Source organism: Actinomadura sp. NPDC023710 (genome assembly GCF_040639875.1).
GTDB classification, from domain to species: domain Bacteria; phylum Actinomycetota; class Actinomycetes; order Streptosporangiales; family Streptosporangiaceae; genus Spirillospora; species Spirillospora citrea.
Genome location: NZ_JBFAGB010000003.1, coordinates 192,364 through 206,340, shown reverse-complemented (window position 1 = coordinate 206,340; position 13,977 = coordinate 192,364). Strand labels below are relative to the sequence as shown.

Here is a 13,977-nt window from a genome sequence, read left to right as displayed (position 1 = left end):
GGCGGTCGCGACTTCGCTCCGAACGGCCCGGTGCCAGCTGCTTCACCGATCAGTAGTCCTTCGCCACGTCGTCAGTTCTGGTAGCCCCTCGCCAACCGCGGAAGGATTGACGACCATGACCGACGCAAGGCTGCTGGGCGCCGACAAGGCCGCGTTCATCGCGGCTGCCCGCTCGAATGACACGGTACAGTTCGCGCTCATCACGGAGCGCTACCGGCGTGAGCTGCAGGTGCACTGCTACCGGATGCTCGCGAACTACGAGGACGCTCAGGACATGACGCAGGAGACGTTCCTGCGGGCGTGGAACAAGCGGGAGTCGTTCAAGGGCCACGCCGCGCTGCGGACCTGGCTGTACCGGATCGCGACGAACGCCTGCCTCGACTTCCTGGACAAGCGCAACGACCGCACACCCGTGCCTGCCGAGCTGCCGGACGCGGGCTCGGAAGTGCGCTACCTGCAGCCCTACCCGGACCGGATGCTCCCGGAGGACCCGCAGGAATCGGTGGTGGCGCGGGAGACGATCGAGCTGGCGTTCATCGTCGCCGTCCAGCACCTGCCGCCGCGGCAGCGGGCGGTGTTCATCCTGCGCGACGTCCTCGGCTGGCCGGCGTCGAAGGCCGCCGGTGCCCTCGAACTGACCGTCGCATCGGTGACCAGCGCACTGCAGCGGGCGCGCGTGACGATGCGCGAACAGCTGCCCGACCGCCGCCTCGACTGGCGGAGCCCCGCCACGCACGAGCTGTCGAATGACGAGCGCGGCGTGGTGAAGTCGTACATCGACGCCCACGAGCGCAACGACCTCGACGGGCTGACGGCCCTGCTGCGCGACGACCTGCGCTTCGCGATGCTGCCCGAGCCGGACACCTTGACCGTCACGGCCAGGGACGCGGTGGACGGCTGGGTCTCCGGCGGGCTCTTCCAGCGCGGCCACGACGACTGGCGCTGCATCGCCACGACGGTCAACCGCATGCCTGCCGCCGTGCTGTACCTCCGCGCCCCCGGCGACACGGAATACCGTTTGCTGAACATCGCGGTCCTGCACATCGTCGACGGGAAGATCGCCGAGCTCACCGGATTCGACGCCACCGACAAACCATGGCTGAGCCTGCCCGCGACGCTGTGATCAGACGAGTCCCCACCGCCGACGAGTCCAGCGCACGGGCCGGCGTCATCGAAGTCACCGCGGAACGAGCACCGCGACCAGCTGAACAGCAACGCGGCAGGGCGAACACCACCGCCCCGCCGGCGTTGCCGGCGGGGCGTCTTCACGCCCGAAGAACGCCGTCACGATCAACGATCGCCGTCGTCCTCATCTTCAGCGAGTCGGTCAACAGCTCTCCTCGGAACGCACGGAAGGGCCCGGGGAAGGGTTCCCTCATAGCCGAGGGCCACGGTGAGCACGCCGGGAAGGACTTCGACCCGGCCTTACGAGCCGAGCATTCGGCCCGTGCTCATCGCCTCGTCTCGTATCGGGTCAGCACCACGCCGCCGGGAAATGTCCGCGTCTCGACCAGGCTCAGGCTCACCCAGCTGTCCAGCGTGGTGAAGAACGGCGTGCCGCCGCCCACCAGGACCGGGTGGGTGACGATCGCGTACTCGTCGATCAGCCCGGCCCGCATGGGCGCCGCGGCGAGTGCGGCACCGGAAATGTCCATGGGGCCGCCGTCCTCGGCCTTGAGCCGGGTGATCTCGGTGACCGCGTCGCCGGTGACCAGGCGGGTGTTCCAGTCGACCTTGTCGATCGTGGAGGAGAACACCACCTTCGGCATGTCCCGCCAGCGGCCGGCGAACTCGATCTGTGCCGGTGTGGCGCCGGGCTGCTGGTCGGCGGTCGGCCAGTGGGGGCTCATCGTCTCCCACAATCTGCGCCCGTACAGCGCCAGGCCGGTCGCTGCCACCCGGTCGGACCACCACTGGAACAGCTCGTCGCTCGGCGCGCTCCAGCCGAGGTCGTCGCCGGGCGCGGCGATGAAGCCGTCCAGGCTCAAATTCATGCCGTAGGTCAGTTTCCGCATCGTGCCAGCCTCCTGTGAGTCGATCTCACACGTACAGACGGGCGCGGCGCGGAAACCTAATCGGTGCGCGATCTGCGTCCGCAGGTGGTCCTCGCGTTCCGGACTCAGCACGGCGAACTCGGCGGACTCGAGCGCCACCGACCGGATCTCGATTTCACCCTCGCAAACGCCTGTCACACAGCTACAGCGCCGGGCCCTCTTGCCGCGCAGGAGATCGCCAAGCTGTCCCCCGAAGCCAATCAGGGACTGTACGGTTTTCGGCTCTGTCGCTCCTGGACAGACCCGACGCTGGGGTTGTCGTCGATCACCATCGCCTCCGACACCTACACCAGTGTCCTGCCCGACCTGGTCCGCCAATCTGCCGAGGCCGCCGCCGTCATCCTCAACGCCCGCACCCAACCCGACCGAACGGCAGCACCCGGCCGTGTCGTCCACTTGCCGGAGGCGTCACGCCGGTGACCGGCATGTGTTGACCATCGGGTTCTTGACGTTGGTGTCCGCCCCCCGAGCCGTTCTGGGGGCGGACACCAACGCTCGTGCGGTGGGGCAGGGGCAGGCGGCGGGTAGAGGCCGGCACCGCCTGCGCCGGGGGCGTTCCAGCGGCCGCTGGGTGGTTGTGTCCGGAGCGGCGGTGGACGGGTGATCGCGGCGATGCGCGAGGGGTGCGGCGACAGGTCCGCGACTGCCGAGCGAACATCGAGCGAACACGGGGGCGAAGCGGGACATTATTTTGGGATCTTGGCAGTGGTAATACCGCAGGTCAGGCTGTTGCGCGCCCGGCAGGATTCGAACCCGCGACCGTCGGATTAGAAGTCCGAGGTTCTCCGGCGACCCCGCGCCCCGGCCCACCTGCGCACACTCCTCGGCAGCTCGTCACCGCACACAAGATCATTCCGCGCATACTCCGGATCTTGCTCCTGGTCCTACGGGGGAGTCCCGTCCCCGTGTGCGGCACACGGGTAGATTGGCATCATGACCGCTCAGCCCGAGGAACCGGCCGCTTCGCGGGATCCCGGAGAGGACCCGGCTGCGATCTTCGATGCGCTCCCGCCGTCGCATCGCGACCAGTTCCGGGCCGAGTACGACGAGGCGCTCGACGCCGCGCACGACCTGGCGCGCTTCAAGCAGGTACAGACGTTGCTGCGCCGCTGGCGCCTGCGGGCCATCGCCTACGCCCGTCCCGGCTACGAAGAGGCTGTGCAAGACGCCCTGCAAGGCCGGGAAGACACCTTCGTCCGCTACACCCCGCCGGGCTGGGAAGGCCAGGTGTGACGTACCGCTTCGACGGCTTCCACGGCCGTGCGCTGTACGAGTTGAACGGACTCCCCGAGGAGGTTCGCAATGGGCCGCTCCTCGAACGCCTCCTCCAGCTCCTCGAAGCTCCATGGGACGCGGTACCGGAGCGGGCAGATCAGACAGCGGTCCGGCACGCCTTCTTCGGTGCCGGCGGCGAAGGCATGCTCACGCTCCTGGTGGACGAGCAGACAGAGACGCTGCGCATCCTCGACATCCTCTGGTTGGGGTAGCGGCGTAGCCGCTGTTCTTCCCCCACCTTCCTTCCCCCGACCCGTCGAGACCTGTACCTAGCGGCGGACGGGTTCGGTCAAGGGTGGCGTAGCCATCACGCAGTGACGCCCGAAGGGCGCCCTTGACGGGTTCCGACCGCCGCCATCCTGGCTACATCGGGTCGGGGGAACCCTGTGCCATTCCAGGCCAAGTAACAGCGTCCCTAATGCCGGTGAAGTCTTCCGGCCCGGACGGATGGCCTCCAGCCTTGGGCGGCGGCGCGACCCCGTGACCGCCGGCGGCTGACGGACGGGGGCGGCGGTGGCACGATCGCGGCCCGGCGCGGCCGTCCGGTGACCGGCGCCCACGCCGCACGCTCCGGGCGGCCTGGCGCGGGGCCGCGCAGCGGCCCAAGCGCCGCCGCCCCTTGATGTCAACGCCGGGACGGTCACCGTCCGGCAAGCGCAAGTCGAGTTGGACACGGGTGAGCTGGTCATCGGACCGCCGAAGTCGCGGGCGGGGCTGCGGACGGTGGCACTCCCCCAAGCGATCATCCCGGAGCTGCGGCGGCATCTCGGCAACCTCACCGGCCCCGAACCCGAAGCGCTGATCTTTACTGGCAAGCGCGGCGGCGTTCTGCGGCGGGCGAACTTCCGGCGCGCGTCCAAGTGGGTGAGGCGGTGGCCAAGCTGGGCGTGCCTGAACTGCACTTTCACGACCTCCGGCACACGGGCAACACGTTCGCGGCCGAGTCCGGGGCGACGCTGCGCGACCTCATGGAGCGCATGGGCCATGACAGTGTGCGCGCCACCCTGATCTACCAGCACCGGAGCGATGGACGACAAGATCAACAAAGCCGACCCGGATGACGATGATGGGCGGCCGGAGCGCTCGCGATCGTGGGCTAATGGCACGAGACCCCGTTCCCGATCTTGGAAACGGGGTCTTCTGGCTGGTGGGCGCGGCAGGTTTCGAACCTGCGGCCACTCGCTTGTAAGGCGAGTGCTCTACCCCTGAGCTACGCGCCCGCGTTGCCGGGAAAGCGTACCTGGTTCGTGGGGGCGATCGCGAAGCGGCGGGATCAGGGGGATCCGGCCGTCTGTGTGGGCGGTGGGCAGGTCACGGGTCCGGAGGGGGGCGGCAGGGGCGTCTGTGGCAGGCCGGCGGTGCTCGAACCGGTCGGGGACGGTTGCTCCCCGGGTCGGGCTTCTGCGGTCCAGGGGCGCCCCCGTCCGGGCCCGGACGGGGGTGCTCACGCCATGGCCTCGCGGAAAAGGTGGGTGTCGGTGAACTGCTCGAAGCCGGTGACCAGCCCGTCCTGCACCCGCCACACGTGGACGAAGCGGACGCGCATCCCCTTGCCGGTCGCGCGGTAGGTGCCCTCGTAGTGGCCGAGCGCCACGACGGTCCCGTCGCCGCCGTCGATCAGCTCGTCGGGGGCGGCGCGGAAGCCCTTCCAGTCCGCGACCAGCCGGCCGAACACTCCGGCCTTGATGGCGTCCGTCCCGACGTAGGTGCCCGCGTAGGGGAACCCGGCCATCTCGGTCCACGCCACGGTGTCGGCGAACTTCTCGACCATGCCGTCCAGGTCGCCGCGTTCCGCGGCCGCGTAGTGGGCCTTGACGATGTCGTGCGCCTCGCTCAAGGTGCTGCCCTCCGGGTGTCTAGGAGCAAGTCCAGCGTCTCAGATTTGCTCGAACCTGTGCGGCACGGTCAGGACGCCGGGGTGAGACGGGTCAGCGCCGCGGCGAGACGGTCGGCGGCGGTGGGCGAGGCCGGCGCGGGCAGGCCGTCGAGGAGGCGGAGCGCGAACCGCATCAGGGCCGGGTGGGCGAGGCCGCGGCGGGTCGCGAGGCGCATGACGCGCGGGTCGTCGAGGGCGCGGGTGAAGGCGCGGCCGAGGGTGAAGGGGCCGCCGTTGGCGCGCCTGACCGCGTCCGGGTACGTCCGCAGAACGCGTTCGGGGAACGGGGAGCGGGAGGCCAGCGTGATCACTTCGGCGGCGAGGCGGCCCGCTTCCAGCGCGTAGCCGATCCCCTCGCCGGTGGACGGGTTGACCATGCCGCCGGAGTCCCCGGCCAGGAGGACGCCCGGCAGGTAGTGGGGCCGGCGGCCGAACCCCATCGGCAGGGCCGCGCCGCGCAGCGGGCCGACGGCGTTGCCCTCCGTGAAGCCCCAGGACGCCGGCAGCGAGGCGAGCCAGCGGGAGCACAGCCGGTGGTAGTCGGGATGCTCGGTGCGCAGCAGCGCGACGCCGACGTTGCAGGTACCGTCGCCCATGCCGAAGACCCAGCCGTACGCGGCGGGCGCGAGGTCGAGCCAGATCTCGAGGTACTCGTCGTCGTGGCGGGGGCTGCGGAAGTAGCGGCGGCCGGCGATGCCGAGGGGCCGGTCGCGTGCCGGACGCAGGCCGAGCGCGACCGACAGGCGGGACGAGGCCCCGTCCGCCGCGATGACCAGGCGCGCCTCGTGGGTCCCGCCGGACGTCCGGACGCCCCTGATCCGCCCGTTCGCCGTCAGCGGCGCGGTGACCCTGGTGTTCTCCCGCAGGGTCGCGCCGACGTGGACGGCCTGGCGGGCGAGGAGCTCGTCGAGGCCGGCCCGCGTACGGGTGAGGCCCGGGCCGTCCGGCCAGGAGAGCTCCACGCGGCGGGCGGCGCCGATGAGGCGGACGCCCTTGTTCGGGAACCAGTCCGGTCCGGCGGTGTCGACGCCGAGGGCCTTCAGCTCCCGGACGGCCCGCGGCGTCAGGCCGTCCCCGCAGACCTTCTCGCGCGGGAACGAGTTCTTCTCCAGCACCAGGACGTCCAGGCCGGAGCGGGCGAGGTGGTTCGCGGCCGCCGAGCCCGCGGGGCCGGCTCCCACCACGATGACGTCGTGCATCACAGGTACCGGTTGAACCAGTCGGCGGCCTGCGCGGTGACCTCTTCCAGCGCCCCGGGCTCCTCGAACAGGTGGCCCGCGCCGGAGATCACATGCACCTCGGACGTGGCGAGGCTCCGGTGCGCCCGCTCGTTCAGCTCCAGCACCTCGGTGTCGCGCCCGCCGACGATCAGCAGGACGTGGGCCCCGACCCGCGCGAGGGACGGGCCCGCCAGGTCGGGACGCCCGCCGCGCGAGACGACCGCGGCGATCGGGGGACGGGCCGCGGCGGCGCCGAGCGCGGCGGCCGCGCCGGTGCTCGCCCCGAACAGGCCGATGGGGAGGCCCGCCGTGTGGGGGGCGGATTCGAGCCCTTCGGCGAGGCCGTCGACCGCGCCGACGAGCCGGCGGGTGAGCAGGTCGATGTCGAAGCGGAGGGCCGCGGTGACCCGGTCGGCCTCCTCCTCGGGGCCGGTGAGCAGGTCGATGAGGAGCGTCCCGATCCCGGCGGCGTTCAGGCCGCCCGCGACCGCGCGGTTGCGGGGGCTGTGCCGCGAGCTGCCGCTGCCGTGCGCGAAAAGGACGACGCCCCGCGCGCCGTCCGGTATGTCCAGGTCGCCCGCCAGCTCGGCGTCCGGCAGCCTCAGCGTGATCATGTGTTGGGCGGCTCCGCGCTGATGTCGGCGAGGGCCGAGCGCTCGTCGCGCTGGACGGCGAGGTCGCCGATGGACACCATGCCGATCGGGCGGTCGCCGTCCACGACCGGGAGTCGGCGGACGGTGTGCGCCCGCATCAGCCGCACGGCCTCCTCGGCGTCCGCCCCGGGCCCGATCGTGATCATGTTGGTGCTGCAGATGTCGGCGACGGTCGTGCGGGACATGTCCCGGTGCTCGGCCACGGCGCGGACGACGATGTCGCGGTCGGTGACCAGGCCGCGCAGCCGCCCCTCGTGGACCACCAGGACGTCGCCGATGCCGTGCCGGCGCATGAGGTCCCCGACCTCGACCAGGTTCGTGTCCGGGGACACCGCCACGGGCGCGGGCGTCATCACTTCGTTCACCTTCTGGCCCATGCGAGACCTCCCTCAGGGCTCGCGTACCCAGCGGCGGACGGGATATGTCTACCCGGGCGAGTCGGGGCCCTCCTGCTCGGCGAGGAACCGCTCGAACTGCGCGCCGAGCTCGTCGGCGGTCGGCATGTCCTGCGACTCGGCGAGGAGGTTGTCGCGCTCGGCGGCGCCCGCGAACGCGTCGTACTGCTGCTCCAGGGCCCGCACGACCTTCTCGACCTCGTCGTTGCCTTCCACCTGCTCGGCGATGTCGGCGTCGGTGGCGGCGGCCGCCTCCCGCAGCCGGTCGACCGGCAGCACCAGCCCCGTCGCGGAGATGACGGCCTCCATCGCGGCGACCGCCGCGGCGGGATAGGCCGACTGCGCCAGGTAGTGCGGGACGTGCACGGCGAACCCGACGGCGTCGTGGCCAACCTCGCCGAGCCGCAGCTCCAGCAGTCCCGCGATGCTGCCCGGCACCTGCACCTTGTCGAACCAGGAGTTGCGGGTGATCAGCTCGGGCCGGGTCGCGTGCGAGGTGGTGCCGACCGGGCGGGTGTGCGGGACGCCCATCGGGATCCCGTGGAAACCGACGACCAGCCCGACGCCGAGCCGCTCCACCAGATGCAGGACGGACGTGGTGAAGCCCTCCCACAGCCGGTCGGGCTCAGGGCCGGACAGCATCAGGAACGGGCTGCCGGCCTCGTCGTGCAGCAGCCGGACGACCAGCTCGGGCGCCTCGTAGGTGGCCCAGTGGTCGCGGTCGAAGGTCATCGGCGGGCGGCGAGCCCGGTAGTCGATCAGGGAGTCGACGTCGAACCGGGCGATGACCCGGTGGTCCAGTGCCTCCAGGAGGTGCTCCCGCACGAGCTGCCCGGTGGTCCCCGCGTCCACGAAGCCGTCCAGGCTGTGCAGCAGCACCGGACCCGTCATCTCCGGCAGGTCGGAGTCGAGCTCGTACAGATCCTCTGGGTTAAGCAACTTCTCCCCCACCTCTACTGTCCTCAGCCCAAGAGTATCCATTGGGGTGAGGCGGGTGCCGATGCCTCCGGGCCTCGGCACCCGCCGCACCCCGGGCCGCAGGTGGGGGCCGCCGTCAGCTCGGACGGGCCTCCCTGAAGACTCGGCTGGTCAGGAAGTCTTCGGGGTGGAGGGTGGTGAGGGCCTCGCGGTCCACCTCGCCCGGGTGGGCCAGGAGGCGGTTGGCGTGGCGCAATCGGGCGCGTTCTATAGCGTTGCGGACGGAGCGGGCGTTGGCGAAGCGGGGCTGTGCGCGGCGGCGGGCCAGGTAGTCGCGGAAGACCGGCTCGGTCTCGGGGGCGAGGGTGTAGCCCTCGCGGTCCATCATCAGACGGCCGATGGACTCCAGCTCGCCGGGCTCGTAGTCGGGGAAGTCGATGTGGTGGGCGATGCGGGAGCTCATGCCGGGGTTGGACGTGAAGAAGGAGTCCATGCGGTCCTTGTAGCCGGCGAGGACGACCACCAGGTCGTCGCGCTGGTTCTCCATGACCTGGAGGAGGATCTCGATGGCCTCCTGCCCGTAGTCGCGCTCGTTCTCGGCCCGGTACAGGTAGTACGCCTCGTCGATGAACAGGACGCCGCCCATGGCGCGCTTCAGGACCTCCTTGGTCTTGGGCGCGGTGTGGCCGACGTACTGGCCCACGAGGTCGTCGCGGGTGACGGAGACCAGGTGGCCCCGGCGGACGTAGCCGAGGCGGTGCAGGAGCTCGGCGAGCCGGACGGCCACGGACGTCTTGCCGGTCCCGGGGCTGCCGGTGAAGCACATGTGCAGGTTGGGACGTCCCGACTCGATGCCGAACCGGGCCCGTACGCGGTCGACGAGCAGCAGCGCGGCGATCTCCCGGATGCGGGTCTTCACCGGGGCGAGGCCGACGAGTTCGGCGTCCAGGGCGGAGAGGACGGTGTCGACCTGGGAGTCTGCGCGCTCCTCGGCGAGGTCGACGCGGGCGTCGGCGGGGAGCGGCTCCCCGGTCGCGGGTTCTGGAGCGTCCACCACCGGGGAGCCGTTCTGCCGCATCCCGAAGCCGGGGCGTTCGCTCAACGTCCCGCCCCGTAACGGTCCCCCTCGGGACGGTCGAGGGCGTAGGGGTGCATCGCGTAGCGGACGCGCCGGTCGGCGGTCTCCGTGCGGTCGAGCCGGAATCCGGGCTCCTCGGCCGGGCGCTGGACGATGAACGACAGCGCCGTCGTCTGCCGCCCGTAGCGGGCGTCGTAGGCGTTCAGCCGGACGTAGTGGTCCGGGTAGGCCTTGCGGCACTCGTTGACCTCGTACAGGACGCCGGCCGGGTCGGTGAGGTCGAACATCGGCAGGCCCCACATCTCCCAGTAGGAGTTGCGCGGGTGGGGGTCGTCGGTGAACTCGACCGAGCAGGGCCAGCCCTGGTCCAGGGCGTAGGCGATCTGCTTGGCGATCTCCTCGTCGGTGAGGTCGGGCAGGGAGGAGAAGGTGCCCTGGGTGATCCGCATGTCACACGCTCACGGGGGTCGGGGCGGCGTCGGGGGTGTCGGTGGAGTCGTAGGTGAAGGTGATGTCGCCCCAGGTGGACAGGGCGACGTCCAGCTCGCGGCTGTGCTTGGCGGCGGCGCGCAGGATGCCCGGGCCCTCGGCGAGGTAGTCGCGGCCCTCGTTGCGCGCCTTGATCATCGCCTCCAGCGCGACGCGGTTGGCGGCGGCGCCGGCGGCGATGCCCATCGGGTGGCCGATGGTCCCGCCGCCGAACTGCAGGATCGAGTCCTCGCCGAGGTAGTGCAGGAGCTGGTGCATCTGCCCGGCGTGGATGCCGCCGGACGCGACGGGCATCGTGCCCGGCATCGACGCCCACTCCTGGTCGAAGTACAGGCCCTTCACCGGGTCGGCCTCCACGCGGTCGAGGCGGAGGGTGTCGTAGTAGCCGCGGACGCTGTTCGGGTCGCCTTCGAGCTTGCCGACGACCGTCCCGGCGTGGATGTGGTCGACACCGGCGAGGCGCATCCACTTGGCGATGACGCGGAAGTTCACGCCGTGGGTCTTCTGCCGCGTGTACGTGGAGTGGCCCGCGCGGTGCAGGTGCAGGATGACGCCGTTCCTGCGCGCCCAGTTGGCCATCGACTGGATCGCCGTGTAGCCGATGGTGAGGTCGATCATCACGATGACGCTGCCGAGCTCCTTGGCGAACTCGGCGCGCTCGTACATGTCCTCCATCGTCGCGGCGGTGACGTTGAGGTAGTGGCCCTTGACCTCGCCCGTCGCGGCCTGCGCCCGGTTCACGCCCTCCATGCAGTACAGGAAGCGGTCGCGCCAGCGCATGAACGGCTGGGAGTTGATGTTCTCGTCGTCCTTGGTGAAGTCCAGGCCGCCGCGGAGGGCCTCGTAGACGACGCGCCCGTAGTTGCGGGCCGACAGGCCGAGCTTCGGCTTGACGGTCGCGCCCAGCAGGGGGCGGCCGAACTTGCCGAGGTACTCGCGTTCCATGACGATGCCGTGCGCCGGGCCCTGGAACGTCTTCACGTAGTGGGTCGGGATCCGCATGTCCTCCAGGCGCAGGGCCTTCAGCGCCTTGAACCCGAAGACGTTCCCGATGATGGACGACGTCAGGTTCGCGATCGAGCCCTCCTCGAACAGGTCGAGGTCGTAGGCGATGTAGGCGATGAACTGGTCGCCCTGCCCGGGGACGGGCTCCACCTTGTAGCACTTGCCCTGGTAGTTCTCGTAGGAGGTGAGCCGGTCGGTCCACACGACCGTCCAGGTGGCGGTGGACGACTCGCCCGCGACGGCCGCGCCCGCCTCCTCCGGCGGCACGCCCTGCTGGGGCGTGATGCGGAAGGCGGCGAGGATGTCGCTGTCCTTCGGCTCGTAGTCCGGACGCCAGTAGCCCATCTCCGCGTAGGGGATCACGCCCGCCGACCATCTGCCCGCGCTCATCGCCGCTCTCCTTCAGCCGAAGCCTGGATGTGGCGGGACGCGGCGCGCCGCCCCGGTGGAGGACGGCATGTCCCAGGGGATCGGGGTGGAGCGCCGCGTCCCGCCACGTGGAACCGTGACGCGTCCGAGAATCGCCTCCCGACACTTGCAATGTCCATCAAGTGTTCTACGGTGACCGTCAATCATTCGCTTGAACAAGGAGGCGGGACGTGACGGAGGCGCGGCTCCGGGCGCTCGTCGCGCTCGCCGACACCGGGTCGGTGCGGTCGGCGGCGCGGCGGCTGTACGTGACCGAGTCGGCGGTGTCGGCGGCGGTCGCGGCGCTGACCCGGGAGCTCGGCGTCCCGCTCGTCCGGCGGGAGGGGCGCGGCGTCCGGCTGACCGGGGCGGGGGCGGTCTACGCCGGGTACGCGCGGCAGGTGCTCGGGCTGCTGGAGGAGGGGCGGGCGGCGGCGCGCGGCGCGGCCGATCCGGGGCGCGGGCCGTTGCGGCTGGCGGCGGTGACGACGGCCGCCGACCAGATCCTTCCCGAACTGCTGGCCTCGTTCCGGGCGCGCTGGCCGGAAGTCGAGCTGGCCCTGGAGGTGGGTCCGCGCCGCCAGGTGTGGAGCAGCCTCGCCGCGCACGAGGCCGACCTCGTGCTGGCGGGCCGCCCGCCCGCCGACGTCGCGGCGACCGTGCTGGCCAGGCGGCCGAACGAGCTGGTCGTCGTGGGCGCGCCGGATCTCGCGGCCGGGTTCGCCCTGGCCCGCACGCCGTGGGTGATGCGCGAGCCCGGGTCGGGGACGCGGGCGAGCGCGGACGCCTACCTCGTCGAGCGGGAGGCGTCGCCGCCGCGGCTCGTGCTCGGCTCCAACGGCGCGGTGATCGCGGGCGCGGCGGCGGGGCTCGGCGTCGCGCTGGTCTCGCGGGACGCCGTCGGCGCGGAGCTGGACACCGGGCGGCTCGTGGTGGTCGACGCGCCGGGGATGCCCCTGGACCGGCCGTGGCACGCGGTCGGGGGCGCGGCGCCGACCGCGACGACGCTGCTGTTCGTCCGGCACCTGCTGGAGGCGCCCGGCTGGCGGCCCGCCACGGCAGGTCCCGCGGCGGCTAGGGCAGGCTCCACAGCGACACCGACAGCAGGCCCAGGCTGACGGCGATCAGGATCATCGCGACCGACCGACCGCCCTCGCCGGACGGGGCGGCGCCCCGGCGCGTCAGCATGACCACGAAGCTCACGAGGAAGCCGGCGGCGACGACGTCCATCGCCACGGCGAGCCCCGTCACACCCTCACCATCCGCATCATCGGAGCAACCCTAGAGGAGTGCGGTCCCTCACATCGGCGGGCCGGCGCGCATGAACGGCACCGAAAGCGACAGAATCGTGTTCGGAACCGTGAAAGGGGCCCTCCATGACCGCCGACCGCCCGTACGACGTCGTCCTGTTCGGCGCCACCGGCTTCACCGGCGCGCTCACCGCCGAGTACCTCGCCCGGCACGCCGGTCCCGGCACGCGCTGGGCGCTGGCGGGGCGCAACCAGGCGAAGCTGGCGGCCGTGCGCGACCGGCTGGCGGAGCTGGACCCCGCGTGCGCCGGGCTGCCGCTGCTGCACGCCGACACCACCGACGCGGCGTCGATCCAGGAGATCGCGGAGTCGGCGCGGGTCGTCATCACGACGGTCGGCCCCTACGTCAGGTACGGCGAGCCCCTGGTGGCGGCGTGTGCGCGCGCGGGCACGGACTACGTCGACCTCACCGGCGAGCCCACGTTCGTGGACCGGATGTACGTGAAGCACCACGACACCGCGGTGCGCAGCGGGGCCCGGATCGTGCACGCCTGCGGATTCGACTCGATCCCGCACGACCTCGGCGCCTACTTCACCGTCAAGCAGCTCCCGGAGGGCGTCCCCCTGCACGTCGAGGGATTCCTGCGGGTGCGCGGGGACGCCTCCGGCGGCACCCTGCACTCGGCCGTCGGGATCTTCGGCGACGCCGCCGGGATGGTGCGCGCCGAGCGCGAGCGCCGCAAGGTGGAGGCCCCTCCGGCCGGGCGCACGGTGCGGATCTCGCGGCGCCCGGCGCCGAAGGCCCGCATCGGGGGCGGCTGGACGCTCCCGCTGCCCACCATCGACCCGCGGATCGTGGTCCGGTCGGCCGCGGCCCTGGACCGGTACGGGCCCGACTTCTCCTACGGCCACTACGTCGCGGTCAAGCGGCTCGCCACCGCGGCGGGGATGGCGGCGGGCTCCGGCGCCCTGCTGGCCCTCGCCACGCTCCCCCCGACCCGCAGCCTCCTGCTGCGGCTCCGGACGCCCGGCGACGGGCCGTCCGAGGAGCGGCGCGCCCGCAACTGGTTCAGCGTGAAGTTCGTCGGGGAGGGCGGCGGCAGGCGCGTCGTGACCGAGGTCGCGGGCGGCGACCCCGGGTACACCGAGACGGCGAAGATGCTCGCCGAGTCGGCGCTGTGCCTCGCCCACGACGACCTGCCCGCGACGTCCGGGCAGGTCACGACGGCCGCCGCGATGGGCGACGCGCTCATCGAGCGGCTCGTCAAGGCCGGGATCTCCTTCCGGGTCCTCGACGCGGGCTGAGCACCGGTCAGATCGCCTTCCCGGGGTGCAGCACGCCGTCCGGGTCCAGGG

At 71.8% G+C, this 13,977-nt stretch carries 17 protein-coding genes and 2 tRNA genes; 7 read left to right on the top strand and 12 right to left on the bottom strand.

Annotated elements, in window-relative coordinates; all coding sequences use genetic code 11:
• Window positions 1-115 precede the first annotated feature (115 nt).
• Complete coding sequence (locus AB0H37_RS05065) at window positions 116-1,123, top strand: RNA polymerase subunit sigma-70 (protein ID WP_360611467.1); 1,008 nt, start codon at window positions 116-118, stop codon at window positions 1,121-1,123.
• Between the two features lie 328 nt (window positions 1,124-1,451).
• Here the strand turns inward: AB0H37_RS05065 and AB0H37_RS05060 are convergent, their stop codons facing one another.
• On the bottom strand, window positions 1,452-2,015 hold the full coding sequence (locus tag AB0H37_RS05060) for a dihydrofolate reductase family protein (RefSeq protein ID WP_360611466.1): 564 nt from the start codon (window positions 2,013-2,015) through the stop codon (window positions 1,452-1,454).
• Between the two features lie 63 nt (window positions 2,016-2,078).
• Here AB0H37_RS05060 and AB0H37_RS05055 point away from each other — a divergent pair, with 63 nt between their 5' ends.
• Window positions 2,079-2,474 carry a hypothetical protein gene (locus tag AB0H37_RS05055; protein WP_360611464.1) on the top strand — a complete coding sequence of 132 codons (396 nt, stop codon included), beginning with the start codon at window positions 2,079-2,081 and terminating at the stop codon, window positions 2,472-2,474.
• 312 nt (window positions 2,475-2,786) lie between these two features.
• On the opposite strand, the gene AB0H37_RS05050 is transcribed toward AB0H37_RS05055, so the two are convergent.
• Window positions 2,787-2,852: transfer RNA gene (locus AB0H37_RS05050), tRNA-Arg, on the bottom strand.
• 135 nt (window positions 2,853-2,987) lie between these two features.
• Here AB0H37_RS05050 and AB0H37_RS05045 point away from each other — a divergent pair.
• The 3 genes from AB0H37_RS05045 (at window position 2,988) to AB0H37_RS05035 (ending at window position 4,390) form a co-directional block, all read left to right on the top strand.
• Complete coding sequence (locus AB0H37_RS05045) at window positions 2,988-3,287, top strand: DUF6247 family protein (RefSeq protein WP_360353022.1); 300 nt, start codon at window positions 2,988-2,990, stop codon at window positions 3,285-3,287.
• Window positions 3,284-3,541, top strand: coding sequence for a hypothetical protein (locus AB0H37_RS05040; protein ID WP_360611462.1), 258 nt, complete (start codon window positions 3,284-3,286; stop codon window positions 3,539-3,541). Before AB0H37_RS05045 ends, AB0H37_RS05040 begins: the two co-directional genes overlap by 4 nt.
• Window positions 3,542-4,201: 660 nt before the next feature.
• Window positions 4,202-4,390 (top strand): tyrosine-type recombinase/integrase, encoded by a 189-nt coding sequence (locus AB0H37_RS05035; protein WP_360611461.1) that lies wholly within the window; start codon window positions 4,202-4,204, stop codon window positions 4,388-4,390.
• An 84-nt stretch (window positions 4,391-4,474) separates the two neighbouring features.
• On the opposite strand, the gene AB0H37_RS05030 is transcribed toward AB0H37_RS05035, so the two are convergent.
• The 9 genes from AB0H37_RS05030 to AB0H37_RS04990 all read right to left on the bottom strand — a co-directional run bounded on the left by AB0H37_RS05030 (window position 4,475) and on the right by AB0H37_RS04990 (window position 11,353).
• A tRNA-Val gene (locus AB0H37_RS05030) sits at window positions 4,475-4,549 on the bottom strand.
• A 224-nt stretch (window positions 4,550-4,773) separates the two neighbouring features.
• Complete coding sequence (locus AB0H37_RS05025) at window positions 4,774-5,166, bottom strand: nuclear transport factor 2 family protein (RefSeq protein ID WP_360611459.1); 393 nt, start codon at window positions 5,164-5,166, stop codon at window positions 4,774-4,776.
• Between the two features lie 68 nt (window positions 5,167-5,234).
• Entirely contained in the window at window positions 5,235-6,404 is a 1,170-nt protein-coding gene (locus tag AB0H37_RS05020) for a geranylgeranyl reductase family protein (RefSeq protein WP_360611457.1), read from the bottom strand.
• Complete coding sequence (locus AB0H37_RS05015) at window positions 6,404-7,039, bottom strand: dienelactone hydrolase family protein (RefSeq protein WP_329087779.1); 636 nt, start codon at window positions 7,037-7,039, stop codon at window positions 6,404-6,406. The genes AB0H37_RS05020 and AB0H37_RS05015 overlap by 1 nt, the downstream gene beginning before the upstream one ends.
• Window positions 7,036-7,455 carry a CBS domain-containing protein gene (locus AB0H37_RS05010; RefSeq protein WP_179836438.1) on the bottom strand — a complete coding sequence of 140 codons (420 nt, stop codon included), beginning with the start codon at window positions 7,453-7,455 and terminating at the stop codon, window positions 7,036-7,038. The genes AB0H37_RS05015 and AB0H37_RS05010 overlap by 4 nt, the downstream gene beginning before the upstream one ends.
• A 48-nt stretch (window positions 7,456-7,503) precedes the next feature.
• Window positions 7,504-8,412 carry a PAC2 family protein gene (locus AB0H37_RS05005; protein ID WP_360611455.1) on the bottom strand — a complete coding sequence of 303 codons (909 nt, stop codon included), beginning with the start codon at window positions 8,410-8,412 and terminating at the stop codon, window positions 7,504-7,506.
• A 115-nt stretch (window positions 8,413-8,527) separates the two neighbouring features.
• Window positions 8,528-9,493 (bottom strand): CbbX protein, encoded by a 966-nt coding sequence (cbbX, locus tag AB0H37_RS05000; protein WP_329087774.1) that lies wholly within the window; start codon window positions 9,491-9,493, stop codon window positions 8,528-8,530.
• The gene (locus AB0H37_RS04995) at window positions 9,490-9,918 is read right to left on the bottom strand and encodes a ribulose bisphosphate carboxylase small subunit (protein ID WP_179836440.1); all 429 of its coding nucleotides are present in this window, start codon (window positions 9,916-9,918) and stop codon (window positions 9,490-9,492) included. Before AB0H37_RS04995 ends, cbbX begins: the two co-directional genes overlap by 4 nt.
• Before the next feature lies 1 nt (window position 9,919).
• On the bottom strand, window positions 9,920-11,353 hold the full coding sequence (locus AB0H37_RS04990; protein ID WP_179836441.1) for a form I ribulose bisphosphate carboxylase large subunit: 1,434 nt from the start codon (window positions 11,351-11,353) through the stop codon (window positions 9,920-9,922).
• Between the two features lie 209 nt (window positions 11,354-11,562).
• Here AB0H37_RS04990 and AB0H37_RS04985 point away from each other — a divergent pair, with 209 nt between their 5' ends.
• Window positions 11,563-12,489 carry a LysR substrate-binding domain-containing protein gene (locus tag AB0H37_RS04985; RefSeq protein ID WP_360611452.1) on the top strand — a complete coding sequence of 309 codons (927 nt, stop codon included), beginning with the start codon at window positions 11,563-11,565 and terminating at the stop codon, window positions 12,487-12,489.
• Here AB0H37_RS04985 and AB0H37_RS04980 read toward each other — a convergent pair.
• Window positions 12,446-12,622 (bottom strand): hypothetical protein, encoded by a 177-nt coding sequence (locus tag AB0H37_RS04980; RefSeq protein WP_360611450.1) that lies wholly within the window; start codon window positions 12,620-12,622, stop codon window positions 12,446-12,448. The genes AB0H37_RS04985 and AB0H37_RS04980 overlap by 44 nt on opposite strands.
• A 125-nt stretch (window positions 12,623-12,747) precedes the next feature.
• Here AB0H37_RS04980 and AB0H37_RS04975 point away from each other — a divergent pair, with 125 nt between their 5' ends.
• On the top strand, window positions 12,748-13,926 hold the full coding sequence (locus AB0H37_RS04975) for a saccharopine dehydrogenase NADP-binding domain-containing protein (RefSeq protein WP_360611448.1): 1,179 nt from the start codon (window positions 12,748-12,750) through the stop codon (window positions 13,924-13,926).
• The last annotated feature ends 51 nt before the right edge of the window (window positions 13,927-13,977 follow it).

Excerpts from the sequence above, each read along its gene's own strand:
- AB0H37_RS05065 (WP_360611467.1), top strand. The coding sequence starts at position 116 with ATGACCGACGCAAGGCTGCTGGGCGCCGACAAGGCCGCGTTCATCGCG.
- AB0H37_RS05060 (WP_360611466.1), bottom strand. The coding sequence starts at position 2,015 with ATGCGGAAACTGACCTACGGCATGAATTTGAGCCTGGACGGCTTCATC.
- AB0H37_RS05045 (WP_360353022.1), top strand. The coding sequence starts at position 2,988 with ATGACCGCTCAGCCCGAGGAACCGGCCGCTTCGCGGGATCCCGGAGAG.
- AB0H37_RS05020 (WP_360611457.1), bottom strand. The coding sequence starts at position 6,404 with ATGCACGACGTCATCGTGGTGGGAGCCGGCCCCGCGGGCTCGGCGGCC.
- AB0H37_RS05015 (WP_329087779.1), bottom strand. The coding sequence starts at position 7,039 with ATGATCACGCTGAGGCTGCCGGACGCCGAGCTGGCGGGCGACCTGGAC.
- AB0H37_RS05010 (WP_179836438.1), bottom strand. The coding sequence starts at position 7,455 with ATGGGCCAGAAGGTGAACGAAGTGATGACGCCCGCGCCCGTGGCGGTG.
- AB0H37_RS04995 (WP_179836440.1), bottom strand. The coding sequence starts at position 9,918 with ATGCGGATCACCCAGGGCACCTTCTCCTCCCTGCCCGACCTCACCGAC.
- AB0H37_RS04990 (WP_179836441.1), bottom strand. The coding sequence starts at position 11,353 with ATGAGCGCGGGCAGATGGTCGGCGGGCGTGATCCCCTACGCGGAGATG.
- AB0H37_RS04975 (WP_360611448.1), top strand. The coding sequence starts at position 12,748 with ATGACCGCCGACCGCCCGTACGACGTCGTCCTGTTCGGCGCCACCGGC.